Origin of the sequence: Adlercreutzia muris, assembly GCF_041223505.1 — a bacterium.
Classification (GTDB): Bacteria; Actinomycetota; Coriobacteriia; order Coriobacteriales; family Eggerthellaceae; genus Adlercreutzia; species Adlercreutzia muris.
In genome coordinates, this window is record NZ_JBCLQK010000016.1 from 1 (window position 1) to 13,956 (window position 13,956).

General features: G+C 63.1%; 12 protein-coding genes and 1 tRNA gene. 4 read left to right on the top strand and 9 right to left on the bottom strand.

The window, feature by feature from the left end:
• Positions 1-329 (top strand): RyR domain-containing protein (locus AAK988_RS10800; protein ID WP_369873567.1); only part of this gene is annotated, 329 nt, incomplete at its 5' end.
• Here the strand turns inward: AAK988_RS10800 and AAK988_RS10805 are convergent.
• Entirely contained in the window at positions 330-1,298 is a 969-nt protein-coding gene (locus AAK988_RS10805; RefSeq protein WP_160324278.1) for a virulence RhuM family protein, read from the bottom strand. It abuts the gene before it with no gap.
• A 133-nt stretch (positions 1,299-1,431) separates the two neighbouring features.
• Positions 1,432-1,509: transfer RNA gene (locus AAK988_RS10810), tRNA-Met, on the bottom strand.
• Positions 1,510-1,706: 197 nt separating this feature from the next.
• Between AAK988_RS10810 and AAK988_RS10815 the strand changes: the two genes are divergently transcribed.
• Together AAK988_RS10815 and AAK988_RS10820 are read left to right on the top strand one after the other, a co-directional pair.
• Complete coding sequence (locus tag AAK988_RS10815; protein WP_369873566.1) at positions 1,707-2,702, top strand: DMT family transporter; 996 nt, start codon at positions 1,707-1,709, stop codon at positions 2,700-2,702.
• A gap of 190 nt (positions 2,703-2,892) precedes the next feature.
• On the top strand, positions 2,893-4,014 hold the full coding sequence (locus AAK988_RS10820) for a DUF8462 domain-containing protein (protein WP_369873565.1): 1,122 nt from the start codon (positions 2,893-2,895) through the stop codon (positions 4,012-4,014).
• A gap of 33 nt (positions 4,015-4,047) precedes the next feature.
• On the opposite strand, the gene AAK988_RS10825 is transcribed toward AAK988_RS10820, so the two are convergent.
• From AAK988_RS10825 to menB, 3 genes are all read right to left on the bottom strand, one after another.
• A complete protein-coding gene (locus AAK988_RS10825) occupies positions 4,048-5,472 on the bottom strand; it encodes an amidophosphoribosyltransferase (RefSeq protein ID WP_369880745.1) in 1,425 nt (474 codons plus the stop codon).
• 219 nt (positions 5,473-5,691) lie between these two features.
• Entirely contained in the window at positions 5,692-8,415 is a 2,724-nt protein-coding gene (locus AAK988_RS10830) for an AMP-binding protein (RefSeq protein WP_369880746.1), read from the bottom strand.
• Between the two features lie 33 nt (positions 8,416-8,448).
• The gene (menB, locus tag AAK988_RS10835) at positions 8,449-9,288 is read right to left on the bottom strand and encodes a 1,4-dihydroxy-2-naphthoyl-CoA synthase (protein ID WP_369873562.1); all 840 of its coding nucleotides are present in this window, start codon (positions 9,286-9,288) and stop codon (positions 8,449-8,451) included.
• Positions 9,289-9,574: 286 nt separating this feature from the next.
• Here menB and AAK988_RS10840 point away from each other — a divergent pair, with 286 nt between their 5' ends.
• Positions 9,575-10,858 carry an STAS-like domain-containing protein gene (locus AAK988_RS10840; protein ID WP_369873561.1) on the top strand — a complete coding sequence of 428 codons (1,284 nt, stop codon included), beginning with the start codon at positions 9,575-9,577 and terminating at the stop codon, positions 10,856-10,858.
• Between the two features lie 118 nt (positions 10,859-10,976).
• Here the strand turns inward: AAK988_RS10840 and AAK988_RS10845 are convergent, their stop codons facing one another.
• From AAK988_RS10845 to AAK988_RS10860, 4 genes are read right to left on the bottom strand one after another with little or no spacing between them, the layout of a single operon-like run.
• Positions 10,977-12,050: a type IV pilus twitching motility protein PilT gene (locus AAK988_RS10845; protein ID WP_135970281.1), complete on the bottom strand. Its 1,074-nt coding sequence runs from the start codon at positions 12,048-12,050 to the stop codon at positions 10,977-10,979.
• Positions 12,051-12,070: 20 nt separating this feature from the next.
• A complete protein-coding gene (locus AAK988_RS10850) occupies positions 12,071-12,670 on the bottom strand; it encodes a hypothetical protein (RefSeq protein WP_369873560.1) in 600 nt (199 codons plus the stop codon).
• Positions 12,663-13,352 (bottom strand): hypothetical protein, encoded by a 690-nt coding sequence (locus AAK988_RS10855; RefSeq protein WP_369873559.1) that lies wholly within the window; start codon positions 13,350-13,352, stop codon positions 12,663-12,665. The genes AAK988_RS10850 and AAK988_RS10855 overlap by 8 nt, the downstream gene beginning before the upstream one ends.
• On the bottom strand, positions 13,352-13,948 hold the full coding sequence (locus tag AAK988_RS10860; protein WP_369880747.1) for a DUF4860 domain-containing protein: 597 nt from the start codon (positions 13,946-13,948) through the stop codon (positions 13,352-13,354). Before AAK988_RS10860 ends, AAK988_RS10855 begins: the two co-directional genes overlap by 1 nt.
• Positions 13,949-13,956: the final 8 nt, after the last annotated feature.

The window sequence follows — 13,956 nt, forward strand, 5'->3', positions numbered from 1 at the left end:
AATTGAAGATTCTAGGCGATGGCCGTTCCTCATGCATCAGGGGAAACGACCGTTACACCAACATTGGGCACACGATCCCCGATCGCTGCGTGGCCGCCTTCACGGCCAGCGAAGTGGAGTGCCTCGCTATTCTGGAGCATCGCCGTTGGCTGCGCGAGCGGCAGAAGGCCGGCTGGCGCTACGGTTCTTCCAAGGACGTGGAGCATAAGCGCAGCCCCTACCTGGTGCCCTGGGAGGAGCTCCCCGACCGTGCCAAGGAATGGAACCGCTCCGCCGTGCGCAGCATCCCCGGCCTGCTCGCCAGCGTGAACCTCGCCGTGGTGAAGTAGCTACCCCTCTAGTTGCTTGATGGCGCGGTCGAAGTCGCTTTCCAGCTCGCGCATCTCGCGAGCGCGGTACGCCTCAAATTCTGCCTCTGCCTTCTGGATGGCCTGCTTGTGCGATACGAGCCCCTTGCCTTCGAGCAACGCACGCCGTGAGTTGATGATCTCTCGGTCGAGCTCCTCAATCCAGTCCTGCATGGTCATGGTACGCTCTTCCAACGCTTGCAATTCCGCGTAATCGAGAAAACGGGACACAAGCAGGTTGAGCGTTTGCAACTCTTTTTCGGTGAGATAGTTTTTGGCGATGCGAACGTCAGCCCGCGTCACGTAGTCGCCGTCGAACGTGGTCATGCCCACCAGCGGCTTATCGCGATCAACGCGTTCGTAAATAACCTCAGCCGCCGTGTGCTCATGAGCCGCATAGTGCAGCTTGTTCTGCACCGTTGCGAAGAACGTGCGCGTGATGGACGCTTTGGGATCGTAGTCGATCGCCGTGGCGTAAATGTCCGTCACTTGCTGATACAGATTGCGCTCGCTGGAGCGGATATCGCGAACACGCTGAAGCAGCTCGCGGAAATAGCGGCTACGACCATCTTTGAGTCGACGATCATCAAGCGCGAATCCCTTAACGGCGTACTCCCTGAGAATCTTGGTCGCCCATTGACGAAAGGCAACACCTTGCTGGGATTTTACCCGATAGCCGACAGAGATTATCATGTCGAGATTGTAGTGCTCAACAATGCGTTCGACCTCACGACCGCCCTCGATTTGAACTGTTGCAAAATTTGCAACAGTTGAATCGGCTTCAAGCTCGCCGTCATCAAACACACTCTGAATATGCCTTGAGATGGTTGACTTATCACGTCCGAAAAGAGCAGACATCTGTCGTTGAGTCAGCCAAACGGTCTCGTCTTCAAGCTGGACATTCAGGCGAATCTCGCCATCGGGTGATTCGTAGATCTCGATGTCGCTCATGAGGGCTCCTTGCAGTGAGAGTGCCTACTGCTATGCCCAACTAAGCCCCGGCCAGAATGTCTCCCCCATGCCCATCGCAACGCCTACGCTCTAACAAAAAAGCCGCCGAGCGAACTCGGCGGCCGACAATTCTTGGTCGCGGGGAGAGGATTTGAACCTCCGACCTTCGGGTTATGAGCCCGACGAGCTGACCAGACTGCTCCACCCCGCAATGGGTTGCCTCAATGGGCGAGGATTTATATTACTCGTTTGGGCGACGATTGCAAGCTAGCAGCAACACTTTACAGAAAAGGGCACAATTCCTGCATATATAGCCCGCGAAAGCCTCTCGTGCACCAGCCGAGACAGCTCAGGATTGCCCCACCTTCTCGCACCGCGCACGGCTGCCGTGCTATCATGCTCGGCACTATGTTTTCTCAGCTCAAACAAAACGGGCTGCCCTCGTGGGCCTACAAAGCGGCGCTGCTCGTTGCGGCGGCCATCTGGGGCATGGGCACAGTTGTCATTAAATCCACCGTAGACGAGTTCCCGCCTTCCTGGCTCGTGGGCGTGCGTTTCACGGGCGCGGGAATCATCCTCGGCCTCGTCAGCCTCCGCAAGCTGCGCGACCGCCTGGCTGCCGACGGTGCGGGCCATCTGCGCGATGGAGCCGTACTCGGCGTGCTGCTCTTCCTCTCCTACTGGGCGAACTCCTCGGGACTCACCGACACTACTGCCTCCAACAGCTCGTTTCTCACCACGCTGTACGTGGTCATCATCCCGTTCCTCAGCTGGTTCGTCATCCGGAAGAAACCCACGCGGTTCAACATCGTGGCGGCGCTCGCCTGCACAACCGGCGTCGCCTGCGTCGCCTACACGGGCGCCGGCGCGTTCTCGCTGCGCTTCGGCGATCTCGTCACGCTGCTCTCGGCGCTCTTCCTCAGTCTGCACGTGCTGTACACGGCCAAGTTCGCCCCCGGCCGTTCCATGACGGTGCTCACGGTCATCCAATTCATAGCGGCCGGCATCCTCGGCTTTGCCGCCGGAGCCCTCACCGAGCCGACGCCGGATTTCGCGCACCTGGCACCCGATACCTGGGTGAGCCTCGCCTACCTGACCGTCTTCGCCTCATGCATCGCCCTCGGTCTCCAGAACGCCGCCGTGGCCCGGGTCGATCCCGCCCAGGCGTCGCTCTTCCTCTCCACCGAATGCGTCTTCGGCGTGGTATTCTCCATCGCCCTGCTCGGCGAGGTGCTCACGCCGTCGTTGTTCGCCGGCTTTGCCCTCATCTTCGCCGGCATCGTCATCAGCGAGTACCTGCCCCTGCGCGCCGAGAGGAAGCGCACGCGAAAAGACGCGCTAATTCCCAAGGAAGCCAACGCTTCGGCCCGCGACCTAGAAGAAGCTGACGCATTCATGCGGTAAATGCACCGCCTGCCCTATCAAACTCCATCAAGCTCGCAGGTTGCCCCGACTATATGACGCCCCAGAAGCTCCACAACCAGATGTGATTCAACTCAAATCGATAACCAGACCCAATTGCTCCTGCTCCAGAAGCTTAGCGTTACTTAGTGAAGCTTAGAAATACCTCGTTGTACTAGGAAGCGAGAGCACGATGAATGTCACAGAAAACCCTTTCACTCCCAGTTTCGGAGAAATTCCAGCCCATCTTGCCGGGCGAAATCAGATCATTGAGTCGCATTCTCGCGCTCTGCAAAGCACCCGTCGGCGCCCGGAGCTCACGACGCTCTTCTCAGGAACCCGCGGCACGGGCAAAACGGCTCTTCTCTCCTATTTGGCCGAGGTAGCCGAGCAAAGCGGATGGATTGTCGTCAACATCACGGCGATCCCCGGCATGCTCGACGATGCGGAAATCCAGCTACGCCGCAAAGCCGCCCATCTTGCGGAAGATGACAGCAAGCTCGCCGTAAAAAGCCTAAGCGTTCCTGACGTCATCTCGCTTTCCATCGAGGGCACCGAAGCCCAGACCAATTGGCGCTCGCGCGTGAGCGACTTGACAGAGCAACTTAATAATCAGGACACCGGCGTCTTGTTCACCGTTGACGAAATCGACCCATCACTTGGTGAAATGATTCAGCTTGCCGCCTTCTATCAGCACTTTGTCCGGGAGAACCGCAAGGTGGCGCTGTTCATGGCGGGCCTACCGCACAACATCTCATCGCTCCTCAACGATAAAACGGTGTCGTTCCTTCGCCGAGCCACCCATGAGACCCTCGGCCGCATTCCCGATGGAGAGGTGTCGGCGGCCCTCGAGAAAACCATCCGCGACGACAACCGCACCATAGACGCCGAGGCTCTTGCTGAGGCCACCCAAGCCATCGGGGGCTTTCCCTACATGCTGCAGCTGGTGGGCTACTACGCATGGGACGAAAATCCCGAGGCTCTCAACCTGGGAACAAGTGAAGTCGCCAATGGAATTGCAACCGCCCAACGTGAGATGACCTACCGCGTCTTGGACGCAACACTGGCCGAGCTTTCCCCTGGCGACCTTCGCTTCGCTATTGCCATGTTGCAGGACGAAGGCGATAGCCGCATCGCCGACATCGCCGTGCGACTGGGCCGCTCGTCATCCGTAGTGGCCCAGTATCGCAAGCGTCTCATAGAGGCCGGCGTCATCGGACGGCGCACACGAGGCATAGTCGGTTTCGACCTTCCCTACTTCCGCGAATATCTGCAGGAGAAACAGGAGAACGGAGAGCTCTACCTTGAAGACTAGGGTGCCGACGCCTTCGGGATGAACGAAGCGCCGTTACTCCCGGCCGTCCCAGCAGTAGGTGCAGATCTTCTCCGGGTCGATGCCGATGGCCTCGATCATGCCGGTCAGGCTCTGGTAGCTCAAAGAGTCGAAGCCCATGTCCTCGCAGATGGTCTTCAGCAGGCACGCTCCGCGCTCGGTGGCGGCGTCGGCGTACTCGTCCAGATGCGCCACGCCCTCTTCGCCTTCCAGTTGGTCCACCACGCGGCGAGCGATGAGGTCCATGTCCGACTTGCTCGACGAGAAGCTCAGGTACTTGCAGCTGTACATGATGGGCGGGCAGGCGCTGCGCATGTGCACCTCGGCAGCACCCGAATCGTACAGGAAGTTCACCGTCTCGCGCAGCTGGGTGCCACGCACGATGGAGTCGTCCACGAACAGCAGCTTCTTGTCGCGGATGAGCTCGGGTACCGGCACCTGCTTCATGTTGGCAATCTTGTTGCGCAGGTCCTGGTTGGCCGGCATGAACGAGCGCGGCCAGGTGGGCGTGTACTTGATGAAGGGGCGCCCGAAGGGCATGCCGCTTTCCGTGGAGTACCCGATGGCATGGGGCACGCCGGAGTCGGGCACGCCGGCCACGTAATCCACCTGGGGCTGCGCGCCGCGAGCGGCCTCGTCGCGCGCCATGATGGCGCCGTTGCGATAGCGCATCACTTCCACGTTCATGCCCTCGTAGTTGGAATTGGGGTAGCCGTAGTACACCCACATGAAGGCGCACATCTTCATCTCGTCACGGGCCGGGGCGAGCACCTCCACCGCATCGGGCGTCAGCCGCACGATCTCGGCCGGCCCCAGCTCGTACTCATCGTGGTAGCCCAGCTTGTGGTACGCGAAGCTCTCGAAGGCCACGCAATGGCCGTTCTCGTCGCGCCCCACCAGCACGGGCAGGCGCCCCATGAAGTCGCGGGCCGCAATGAGGTCGCCCGCATCGGTCATGATGAGCAGCGTGAGCGACCCATCCACCTTCGACTGGGCGTACTGAATGCCGCTGACCAGGTCGTCCTTCTGATTGATGAGGGCCGCCACCAGCTCGGTGGCGTTCACCGCGCCGGAGCTCAAGGCCATGAACTGGGTCGTACGTCCCGAGAAGTACTCCTCTACCAGCTCCTCGGCATTGTTGATGGCGCCGATGGTGGTGATGGCGAAGGTGCCCAGGTGCGAGCGCACCAGCAGCGGCTGGGGGTCGGCATCGGAAATGCAGCCGATGGCACTCGTGCCGTGGAAGCGCACGATATCGTCCTCGAATTTCGTGCGGAACGGCGTGTTCTCAATGGAATGAATCTGGCGCTGGAACCCGTCGGCGTGATCGCGCACGATCATGCCCGCCCGCCGAGTGCCCAAATGGGAATGGTAGTCCACACCGAAAAACACGTCCAGCACCACGTCGCGCTGGGAAACTGCTCCGAAAAAGCCGCCCACGGAATCCTCCATCTCAGAAAGATCGCTTACCCAATTAGTATAAATGGTACACCTGCGCCAATGTTACCGAGCCGTTAAAAGGGCACAAGAATCTGCAAGGGGCACCGCGGCCGCTCGGCAGCCAGCGCAACGTGCCCGGCGGGGGGGGCGGCCGGCAGCGCAACGCGCCCGGCGGGGGCCGGCCGGCAGCGCAACGCGCCCGGCGGGGGCGAGGCCCTCCTACTCCACCGTGAAGCGACGCTGGCGGTGAGCCGCCAGGGCGTCGGGGGCTAGCTCGCAGCCGATGCCGAATTCGTGACCTTCCCCGTTCAGCGTGATGATGCCGTCGGGCGCCGTATAGGGCGGCACTGTGAGATCGGCGTCGAAGTAGCGGTCCGTGGCACCTAAGTCGCCGGGAATGACCACGCCGGGCAGCGTTTGGAAGGCCGCATGGACGAACCTTGACACGCCCGTGTCGTACATGCCGCTCATGCACACCTCGCGCCCCCGCGAGAGCGCCTTGTGGACGAACTCCAAAGAGCGCTGGATGCCGCCGAACTTGCCGATCTTCACCATGGCGCACCGCAGCTCCGGGTAATCGAAGATGCGAGCGGCCTCGGCGGCGTTCACGAAGGACTCATCCACGCACAGGGGCATGGCCAGCGTATGCTGGAACGAGGCCAGCCGGGAGAAGGCGTTCTCATGGCGGCTCACCCCCGCCGCGTCCAGATTCAGCGGCTCCTCGATCCAGCCGATGTCCAGCTCGTCGTAGGAACGCAGCTCGGCCATGTGGTGCAGGCTGAAACTCTGGTTCGCATCCAGCGTGATGAGCAGGTCGGGGAAGGCCCGGCGCACGGCCCGCACCGCTGGCAGTCCCTTGCCCGGAGCCACTTTCAGCTTCACCCGCTGGTAGCCCTGGCGCACGCACTCGCGCACCTCGGCCACGGTCTGGGCCGGCGTGCCCATGCCCACCACAGCCCCGCTGTACACCTGGCGCGGTCGGGCGCGCCGCCCGACGGCCGTCGCGTGGCCCAGGGCCGCGGGCTCTTCCTCGCAGAAGGCGGCCACCCGCGAGAGACGGTCAAATTCCTCGCCGAGCAGGGCCCACAGCGGCTGCTCGGTCACCTTGCCGAACAGGTCCCAGCAGGCCATCTCGATAGCGCTCATAGCCATGGGAAACCGCTCCATGCCCTCCACTGCCGCCAGGTCGGCAGCCACTTCCCGGGGATGCAGGTAGGTGCCGGCGATCACGCGAGGGGCCAGCACCTCCCGCATGACCGCCAGGTCGTCGCCGAGGGTCTCGGGCAGGTACCAGTCAGTGTCGAAGGCCGTGCATTCCCCTACGCCCACGCGGCCCTTCTTGTCCACCACCTCCACGATAACGAGCTCGCGGTAGGTCAGGGTTTCCTTCGGCGTCTTGAAAGGCTTGGAAAACGGCAGGCGCACCTTGTGCAGCACCACGCGCTTGATATCGATATGCTGGCGGAACAACCCCTCGCAGGCCACCCGGTCGACTTTGCCGATGCCCGTGCGCGGCATCTCGTCCACGATGCAGATCTGCTCGGGAATGTAAAGGCGCGACAGGCGCCGGGCCAGGGCATCTTTGATGATGGCGGCCGATAGGGGCGGCGCGGCCGGGGCCAGTTCCACCACAGCGGCGGGGCGACGCCCCCACCTCAGGTCGGGCACGCCGAACACGTAGGCATCGGCAATGCCGGGGATGCGCACGAGGGCATCGACTATCTCGGCCGGGTACACGTTCTCTCCGCCGGACACGAACATGTCCGCCGTGCGCTCGCGGATGTAGAGGCACCCCTCGTGCAATGCGGCCGTGTCGCCCGTGAGGAAGAACCCGTCCACCGTGAAGGCCGCCCGCCCGTTGGCGTAGCCGGAAAACACTCCGGGACCGCGCAGGGCCAAGCGGCCGAAGCCGGCGCTGTCCGGCTCCACGATGCGCGCCGAATAGCCGGGCAGCAGCCGCAGGCCACCGGTGAACTGAGGGGTGATGAGCGTGTTCGCCACCTGGCTCGAGGTCTCGGTCATGCCGTAGCTGGCATAGATGCGCGCCTTGGCCTCCAAAGCGAGACTGACCGTGTTCGCGTTCAGGGGGCCGCCCCCCAGCAGCAGGCAGTGGTACTGGGCCAGCACGCTCGGGCGGCAGTTCAGCATATCCTGGAGCATTTTGTCCACCACCGAGATGTGGGTGGCGTGCAGCTCCGTGGCGTCGCGGAGCACCGTGCCCGCGTCGAAGCGCTCGTAGAGTCGCAGCGACCAGCGGCTGCACACGCTGCGCACGAGCACCTGGAAGCCCCCCACGTGGAAGAAGGGCAGCACCGCCTGCCATAGGCCCCGGTTCAACGTGCGCGGCGAGAGCACCCGGTTCGACGCCTCGGCCGATTCCACCAGGTTGCGCCAGGTGAGCTCGGCTCCCTTCGGTTTGCCCGTGGTACCCGAGGTGAACATGATGAGGGCCCGGTGCCCCGCATCGAAGGTGTGGGCTGCCCGCTCGGCGAAGTGGATGGCGTCCTCCACCACGCCGCCGAGGGAATCGTCCACGCGCCCCGTGCGCGATTCTCCCCGCAGCAGCGACTGGCTCACCTGATCGAAGAGCCGCCGCTCGCTTGCGGCATCCACGCGATGGGCGATGCGCACGCCGCAGCGCTCCAGTTCCAAAAGCCGCATGAGCTTCTCGGCATCGGTGAGCCGGTGGTTGAGGACCACTAGCCCGAAGCCCCCGTAGGCAGCGGCCAGGGCCAGAAACACGTACAGAGGGCAATTTGGCAGGTCCACGGCCACCATGTCGCCGGGAAAGACCCCCTTGTCCCGCAGGCGCCGGGCCAGCTGGGCAGCCATGAGCCGCGTCTGGCGATAGGTGTAGGCCGTCTCCTCCCCCGCCCGATCGACGAAGGAGAAGAACACGGCATCGGGCCGCGCCTGGGAAGTGCTTTCAAATATATCGATCATCGACGGATCCCGAACACCCCTCGGCTCCCCATCCTACGGAAACTTCGGGAACTGGGTGAAGTCGGGAGCGCGCTTCTCCTTGAAAGCGTCGCGGCCCTCTTTGGCCTCATCGGTGGTGTAGTACAGAAGCGTCGCGTCACCGGCCAGCTGCTGAATGCCCGCCAGGCCATCGGTGGCGGCGTTGAAGGAGGCCTTCATGAAGCGCAGGGCCGTGGGGGAAAACTGCATCATCTCGGCGGCCCAGTCCATGCACTCCCGCTCCAGGTCGTAGAAGGGCACTACCTTGTTCACCAGGCCCATCTCCAGCGCCTCGGCGGCGCTGTACTGGCGGCAGAGGTACCAGATCTCGCGGGCCTTCTTCTGACCCACGATGGCGGCCAAGTACCCCGCGCCGTAACCGGCGTCGAAGGAGCCCACCTTAGGGCCGGTCTGACCGAACTTCGCCGTGTCGGCGGCAATGGTGAGGTCGCACAGGATGGAGAGCACATGCCCCCCGCCGATGGCGTAGCCGTTCACCATGGCGATGACAGGCTTGGGCACCACGCGGATGAGCCGCTGCAGGTCCAGCACGTTCAGGCGCGGGATGGAGTCCTCGCCCACATAGCCGCCATTGCCGCGAATCTTCTGATCGCCGCCAGAGCAGAACGCCTCGTCCTCGTGGGCGCCGCCGTGGTTCACGCCGGTGAGCAAAATGACGCCCACCGAGGCATCGTCGCGGGCCTCGGAGAAGGCGTCGTACATCTCCATGACCGTGAGCGGCGTGAACGCATTGCGACGATGCGGCCGATTGATGGAAATCTTCGCCACCCCGTCGCACAGCTCGTAGCGAATCTCGCGGTACTCCTTGCCGACCTTCCAATCGAAAGTGCTCAAACTTCCGTCCTTCCCCTTATGCGCCCCAAAAATAAGCGCGTTTTCCTAACCGATCATAATACCGCAGAACCCTGTCGCGGTCTGGAAAAACAGCCTCGCTTCAGGAAAAGCGCCCTCAGAGGAACTCCGACGGAAGCAACTAGATGCCGCAACACCGCTCTCAGCCAAACGACCACATGCCGCACAATAAAATATCCCCCGAAGTTTGCATGCAAAGCAGAGGCCCGGGGGATTTCGCATTGCCTATGATAGCATGTACTTTCCCAAAGAGAAGGATTTATTTGCAATGAGCACACCACCGGCCGAGGAGCGGAAGCCGCATGTCAACGTCTATCTCGATCTTCACCGCAAAGGAGCTCCTCAGTTTTTAGCCGCCAAAGTGTTCAAAGGCATTGCCGATGGAATCACTTCCTTCAAATTGAGAGTGCGACCGGGACAGAGCGCTTGCTATCCCAATATTTGCGTTCCTATTGCGGGCATCATCGATTATTTCACCATTGAGCATGGCTGCTCGTTTTCTCCCGCAGCTAGCTGGAGAAACGCTCCTGTTCTCAATCAACCAGGAACCATCCATCCTTATGTTCACGATCCCCTTGCTTCCCCCTCCAGTCACCTCAGCAAGGTATGGAAGTTCTCTTCCGACGACCATTATGATGTCGTTCACGGCATTATTGGCTCCATGCAGCGGGCCGGCGAAATGCCCCGAGGAGTTCTACAGGGACTTGAGCTCGCTCTCTATGAAGTCACCGACAACATTCTCCTCCACTCTCAAGACGAGACCAACTCGCCCAATGCCACTGGTTATGTAATGGCCCAGTACCATAAATCGGAGCAGAGGATCGCCGTTGCCGTCTTTGACCTGGGTCAGGGAATCCCCTCCTCCCTGGCAAAGGGAGGGATTCGGGCGAGCTCTCCTTCGGAGGCCCTTAGCGCAGCCATTCAGCGCGGTGTCGGCGACGGCGCAGGAGCTGGCAACGGACTTTGGATGATGAAGCAAATCGTCAGCTGCTCCTCCGGCTCCTTCGAACTGACTTCTGACGGAGCGCGCTATGCCGTGCGGCACCACCAGAATTCGGAAGCCGCCGTGCCCGCCATTTCCGCAGTAACCCCTTTCAAGTCGGGCACGACTCTGGTCGATTTTCAACTCCACACATCACGCCCTCTTGATATTCAAACGGCGCTCAATGCCGACCCCGTCAACCTTTGGGTAGATAATCATCTGATCGACCTGCAAATTCCCTCAAACCAATCCAACGAAGCACTTCTTATCTCAGTTGCCCAAGAATCTCGCGGCTGCGCCAGTCGTTACGAGGCGAAAGCCTTTGCCAACATAGCTGGGAACCTTATGGAATCGGCCCCAGGCATTTGCATACTAAACTTCAATGGCATCTCCATGGCAAGTGCGTCTTTTGCGGACGAACTTCTCGTACGCCTCATTGACCGATTCGGCATCATCACCGTCATTCAACGACTCAACTTCCAGGGCCTTACCCCCACAAATGCGGCAATGTTCGACCACTGCTTCCAAGGACGCCTCTTTGGGTCCAGCCCTCAAAGCGAATCCCACTGATCCCGAGAACGAAGAGGGCGCTCAAAGAGGCGCCCTCGTCTCATGGGTTTACGCGCTCGTCTCGACAGCCCGGGCGATGCCGGTGACGCGACCGTGCCGAGACCTGGCTGGCAGTTCCCTACATGCCCTCGCTCTCGAAGCGCTTCTTCAGGGCCTCCTGATGGATGGCGTGCTGCAGGGCCACTTCCCGGGCCACGATGCCGTCCCTCACCAAGCGGTACAGGCTCTGGTCCATGGTGCGCATGCCGGCTCCGGCGCTGCTGGCGATGACCGAGTCGATCTGGTGGGTCTTCTCTTCGCGGATGAGGTTGCGGATGGCCGGCGTGGCGGTCATGATCTCGAAGGCCGGCACGATGCCGCCGTCCACCGTGGGCACCAGCTGCTGGGACACCACGGCCTGCAGCACCATGGACAACTGCATGCGAATCTGGCGCTGCTGGTTGGCGGGGAAGGCGTCGATGATGCGATCCACCGTGGAGGATGCGCCTGTGGTGTGCAAGGTGGAGAACAAAAGCTGGGCCATCTCGGCGGCGGTCATAGCCGTGCCGATGGTCTCCTGATCGCGCATCTCGCCAAGCAGGATCACATCGGGGCTCTCGCGCATGGCAGAGCGCAGGGCCTCGGCGTAGGTGGCCACATCCGAGGGGATCTCGCGCTGGGTGACGATGCAGCCCTCGTGGCGGTGCACGTACTCGATGGGGTCCTCCATAGTGATGATATGGCCGCAGCGCGCCTTGTTCAGCTTGTCGATGATGCAGGCGAGCGTGGTGGACTTGCCGGCGCCGGCCGGGCCGGTCACGAGCACGAGGCCCTTCTGGAAGTCGGCGCAGGCCATGACATCATCGGGAATGTGGTAGTCGGCGGGATTCGGCAGCGTGAAGGGAATGACGCGGATGACGGCGCCCAGAGAGCCGCGCTGGCGGAACACGTTCACGCGGAAACGGCCCATGCCGGCCACGGCGAAGGAGAAGTCGTCATCGTGGTTGTGGCCCTCGACGAATAGGGCCATGTCGCGACCGGACAGCCCGTAGATGGCCTCCACGAGCGCCCGGGTGTCGGCGGGCATGAGCGGCGCCATGTCCATGCGAATCTGGCGGCCGTCGGCAGTGTAGGTCAGCGGCAGACCGGCCACGATGAAAACGTCGGAGGCCTTCTTGTCGATCATTTCCTGCAGCAGTGTCTTCAGTTCCATAGGTTCGCTTTCTCCTATCTCTAGCCGAGCCACAGGGTTTCGCCTGTGCCGTCGTCGGTCCATTGGGTCGTGGTCTTCCAGTGCTCGATGGTACAGGTGCCGTCGTCGTTCACCCGCAGCCCCACAGCCAGGGTGCGGCCGCTGTCCATGGCGAACGTCACGGAGATGCGTTCGCCGTCGAAGGTGCCGGAGACCGTGATGGCCCCCGCGCCCCCGTCGTCATCGGCTAAGGTCACGCCGGCGGCCGGGGCGGCGCTGCCCGAGGGGGTCTCGTCCTCGATGGTCTCGCCGGCCGGGGCGGCGTCGGGCGCGGCGGTCGCGGCGGCGCCGTCAGCGCCGGGGGCCGCGGCCGTCGTTTCCACGCCGTAGTCCGCGAGCACCGCTTCCAGAGCCGTGGCATCGCCGGTCGCCAGGGAGCCGTCCACCGCCGCCAGGAACTCCTGTCCCCGCACCTCCAGCTGGTAGGTTTCCGTAGTGGTGGCCGCCTGGCGCTCGGTGACCGAAAGCTCTGCCCGAGCCGTCGTGACCGACAGCACGGCCAGCACCGCCAGGCACAAGATGATGATGAGGGTGAACAGGCTGATGGGGCCGATGCGCACCGATCCGTGAGGTCTAGCCATGGGACACCTCCCCTTCGGTCGGAGCCGCTCCCGCACCATCGGCGGACGGGAGGGCGGGCCGAGTGCCGGCGTTGGCCACGTAGCGGGCCGTTTCCACGGTGTACACGGGCTCCTCCTCCCAGCGCTCGAAGACAGCGCCCTCGGGATCGTTGATGATGTAGCCCTCATCCGCCGCCTGCTCCCGATCGGTGAGCACGCGCTCCTTCCACACGGTCAGGGTCAGCCGATGCAGCAGGCCGCCCTCGGTGGGCTCGGTGGCGAAGGTGCACTCCGCGCGGAGGATACCGGAACCGCTCTCCACCGTGTCTAGCGGGCAGGAGAACCACCGGTCAGCCGCCGGATCGGCGGCGTAGGCCTCCTGGAGGGCCACCGGGTCGGCGGCGAATTCTTCCGCCACGTTGGAGGCCAGAACCAGAGCACCCATGAGGTCGGTACTCTGAGCGCCGGCGGCGTCGGCGTCGGCGTTCAGATCCATGAGCACCGCCAGGGACCCGGCCAGGAACACGAGCAGCAACAGGGCCTCCACGATGAAGGCGGCACCGGGCCACACCCGGCGCTCGGCTCGATGGCGGCCCACGTACTCGTGATAGCGCTCCAGGCGCTCATCGCCGGCCGCCACGCCCCGGGCGTGGGAGGCCACCGAGTAGTCGGCCATGGAGCGGCGGGCATTTCCCCGAGCCATCAGCGCTCACCTCCCCCGCTGCGCAGGGCCACCGCCGTGGCGCCGGCATCGGTCTCAATGGTGAGCAGGCCGTCTTCGTAGGAGAACGCGAACACCGAGGAATCCACGATGGCCGTGGCCTTCAGGGGATCGTAGGGGGCATCGGCCAGGGCGTACTCTTCCATAATGGTGCCGTCGTAGCGGTACAGCCGCGTCTCGTACACGCCGCTGGGCAGGGTCTCGCGCAGCACAAGGGCCGGTCCCTGGAAGAGGCTGCGGCTGTCCTCTGCAGCGGCGGCCGCTTCAAAGCCGTCGGCGCCGGCCACTTCCACGGACGCCGCATCCTCGGTCACCCAGGCCCGGGCCACAGCGTCGATCTGGTCGTTGGCCCGCACATCGTTGGCCAGCAGCGTCAGCGACAGACGCTGGTTGTCGGCGACGGCCCCCTCCTGGTGCAGAACCCGGTACACGCCCGTACCCACGAGGATGGCCATGAGCAGCGTGGCCACGAACAGCGCGAACAGAAGCCCCGTGAACACGCGGCCGAAATCGCGTTCCTGGCGACGGGGGCTGCCGCCGTAGGCCTTTGCGGTGCCCGGACCGTCGGCCCCGGGCATACGGGCGG

What these genes read in the sequence shown, in the direction of transcription:
- AAK988_RS10850 (WP_369873560.1), bottom strand. Translation starts at nt 12,670, where the DNA reads ATGGCTAGACCTCACGGATCGGTGCGCATCGGCCCCATCAGCCTGTTC.
- AAK988_RS10805 (WP_160324278.1), bottom strand. Translation starts at nt 1,298, where the DNA reads ATGAGCGACATCGAGATCTACGAATCACCCGATGGCGAGATTCGCCTG.
- AAK988_RS10855 (WP_369873559.1), bottom strand. Translation starts at nt 13,352, where the DNA reads ATGGCTCGGGGAAATGCCCGCCGCTCCATGGCCGACTACTCGGTGGCC.
- AAK988_RS10845 (WP_135970281.1), bottom strand. Translation starts at nt 12,050, where the DNA reads ATGGAACTGAAGACACTGCTGCAGGAAATGATCGACAAGAAGGCCTCC.
- AAK988_RS10815 (WP_369873566.1), top strand. Translation starts at nt 1,707, where the DNA reads ATGTTTTCTCAGCTCAAACAAAACGGGCTGCCCTCGTGGGCCTACAAA.
- AAK988_RS10830 (WP_369880746.1), bottom strand. Translation starts at nt 8,415, where the DNA reads ATGATCGATATATTTGAAAGCACTTCCCAGGCGCGGCCCGATGCCGTG.
- AAK988_RS10860 (WP_369880747.1), bottom strand. Translation starts at nt 13,948, where the DNA reads ATGCCCGGGGCCGACGGTCCGGGCACCGCAAAGGCCTACGGCGGCAGC.
- AAK988_RS10820 (WP_369873565.1), top strand. Translation starts at nt 2,893, where the DNA reads ATGAATGTCACAGAAAACCCTTTCACTCCCAGTTTCGGAGAAATTCCA.
- AAK988_RS10840 (WP_369873561.1), top strand. Translation starts at nt 9,575, where the DNA reads ATGAGCACACCACCGGCCGAGGAGCGGAAGCCGCATGTCAACGTCTAT.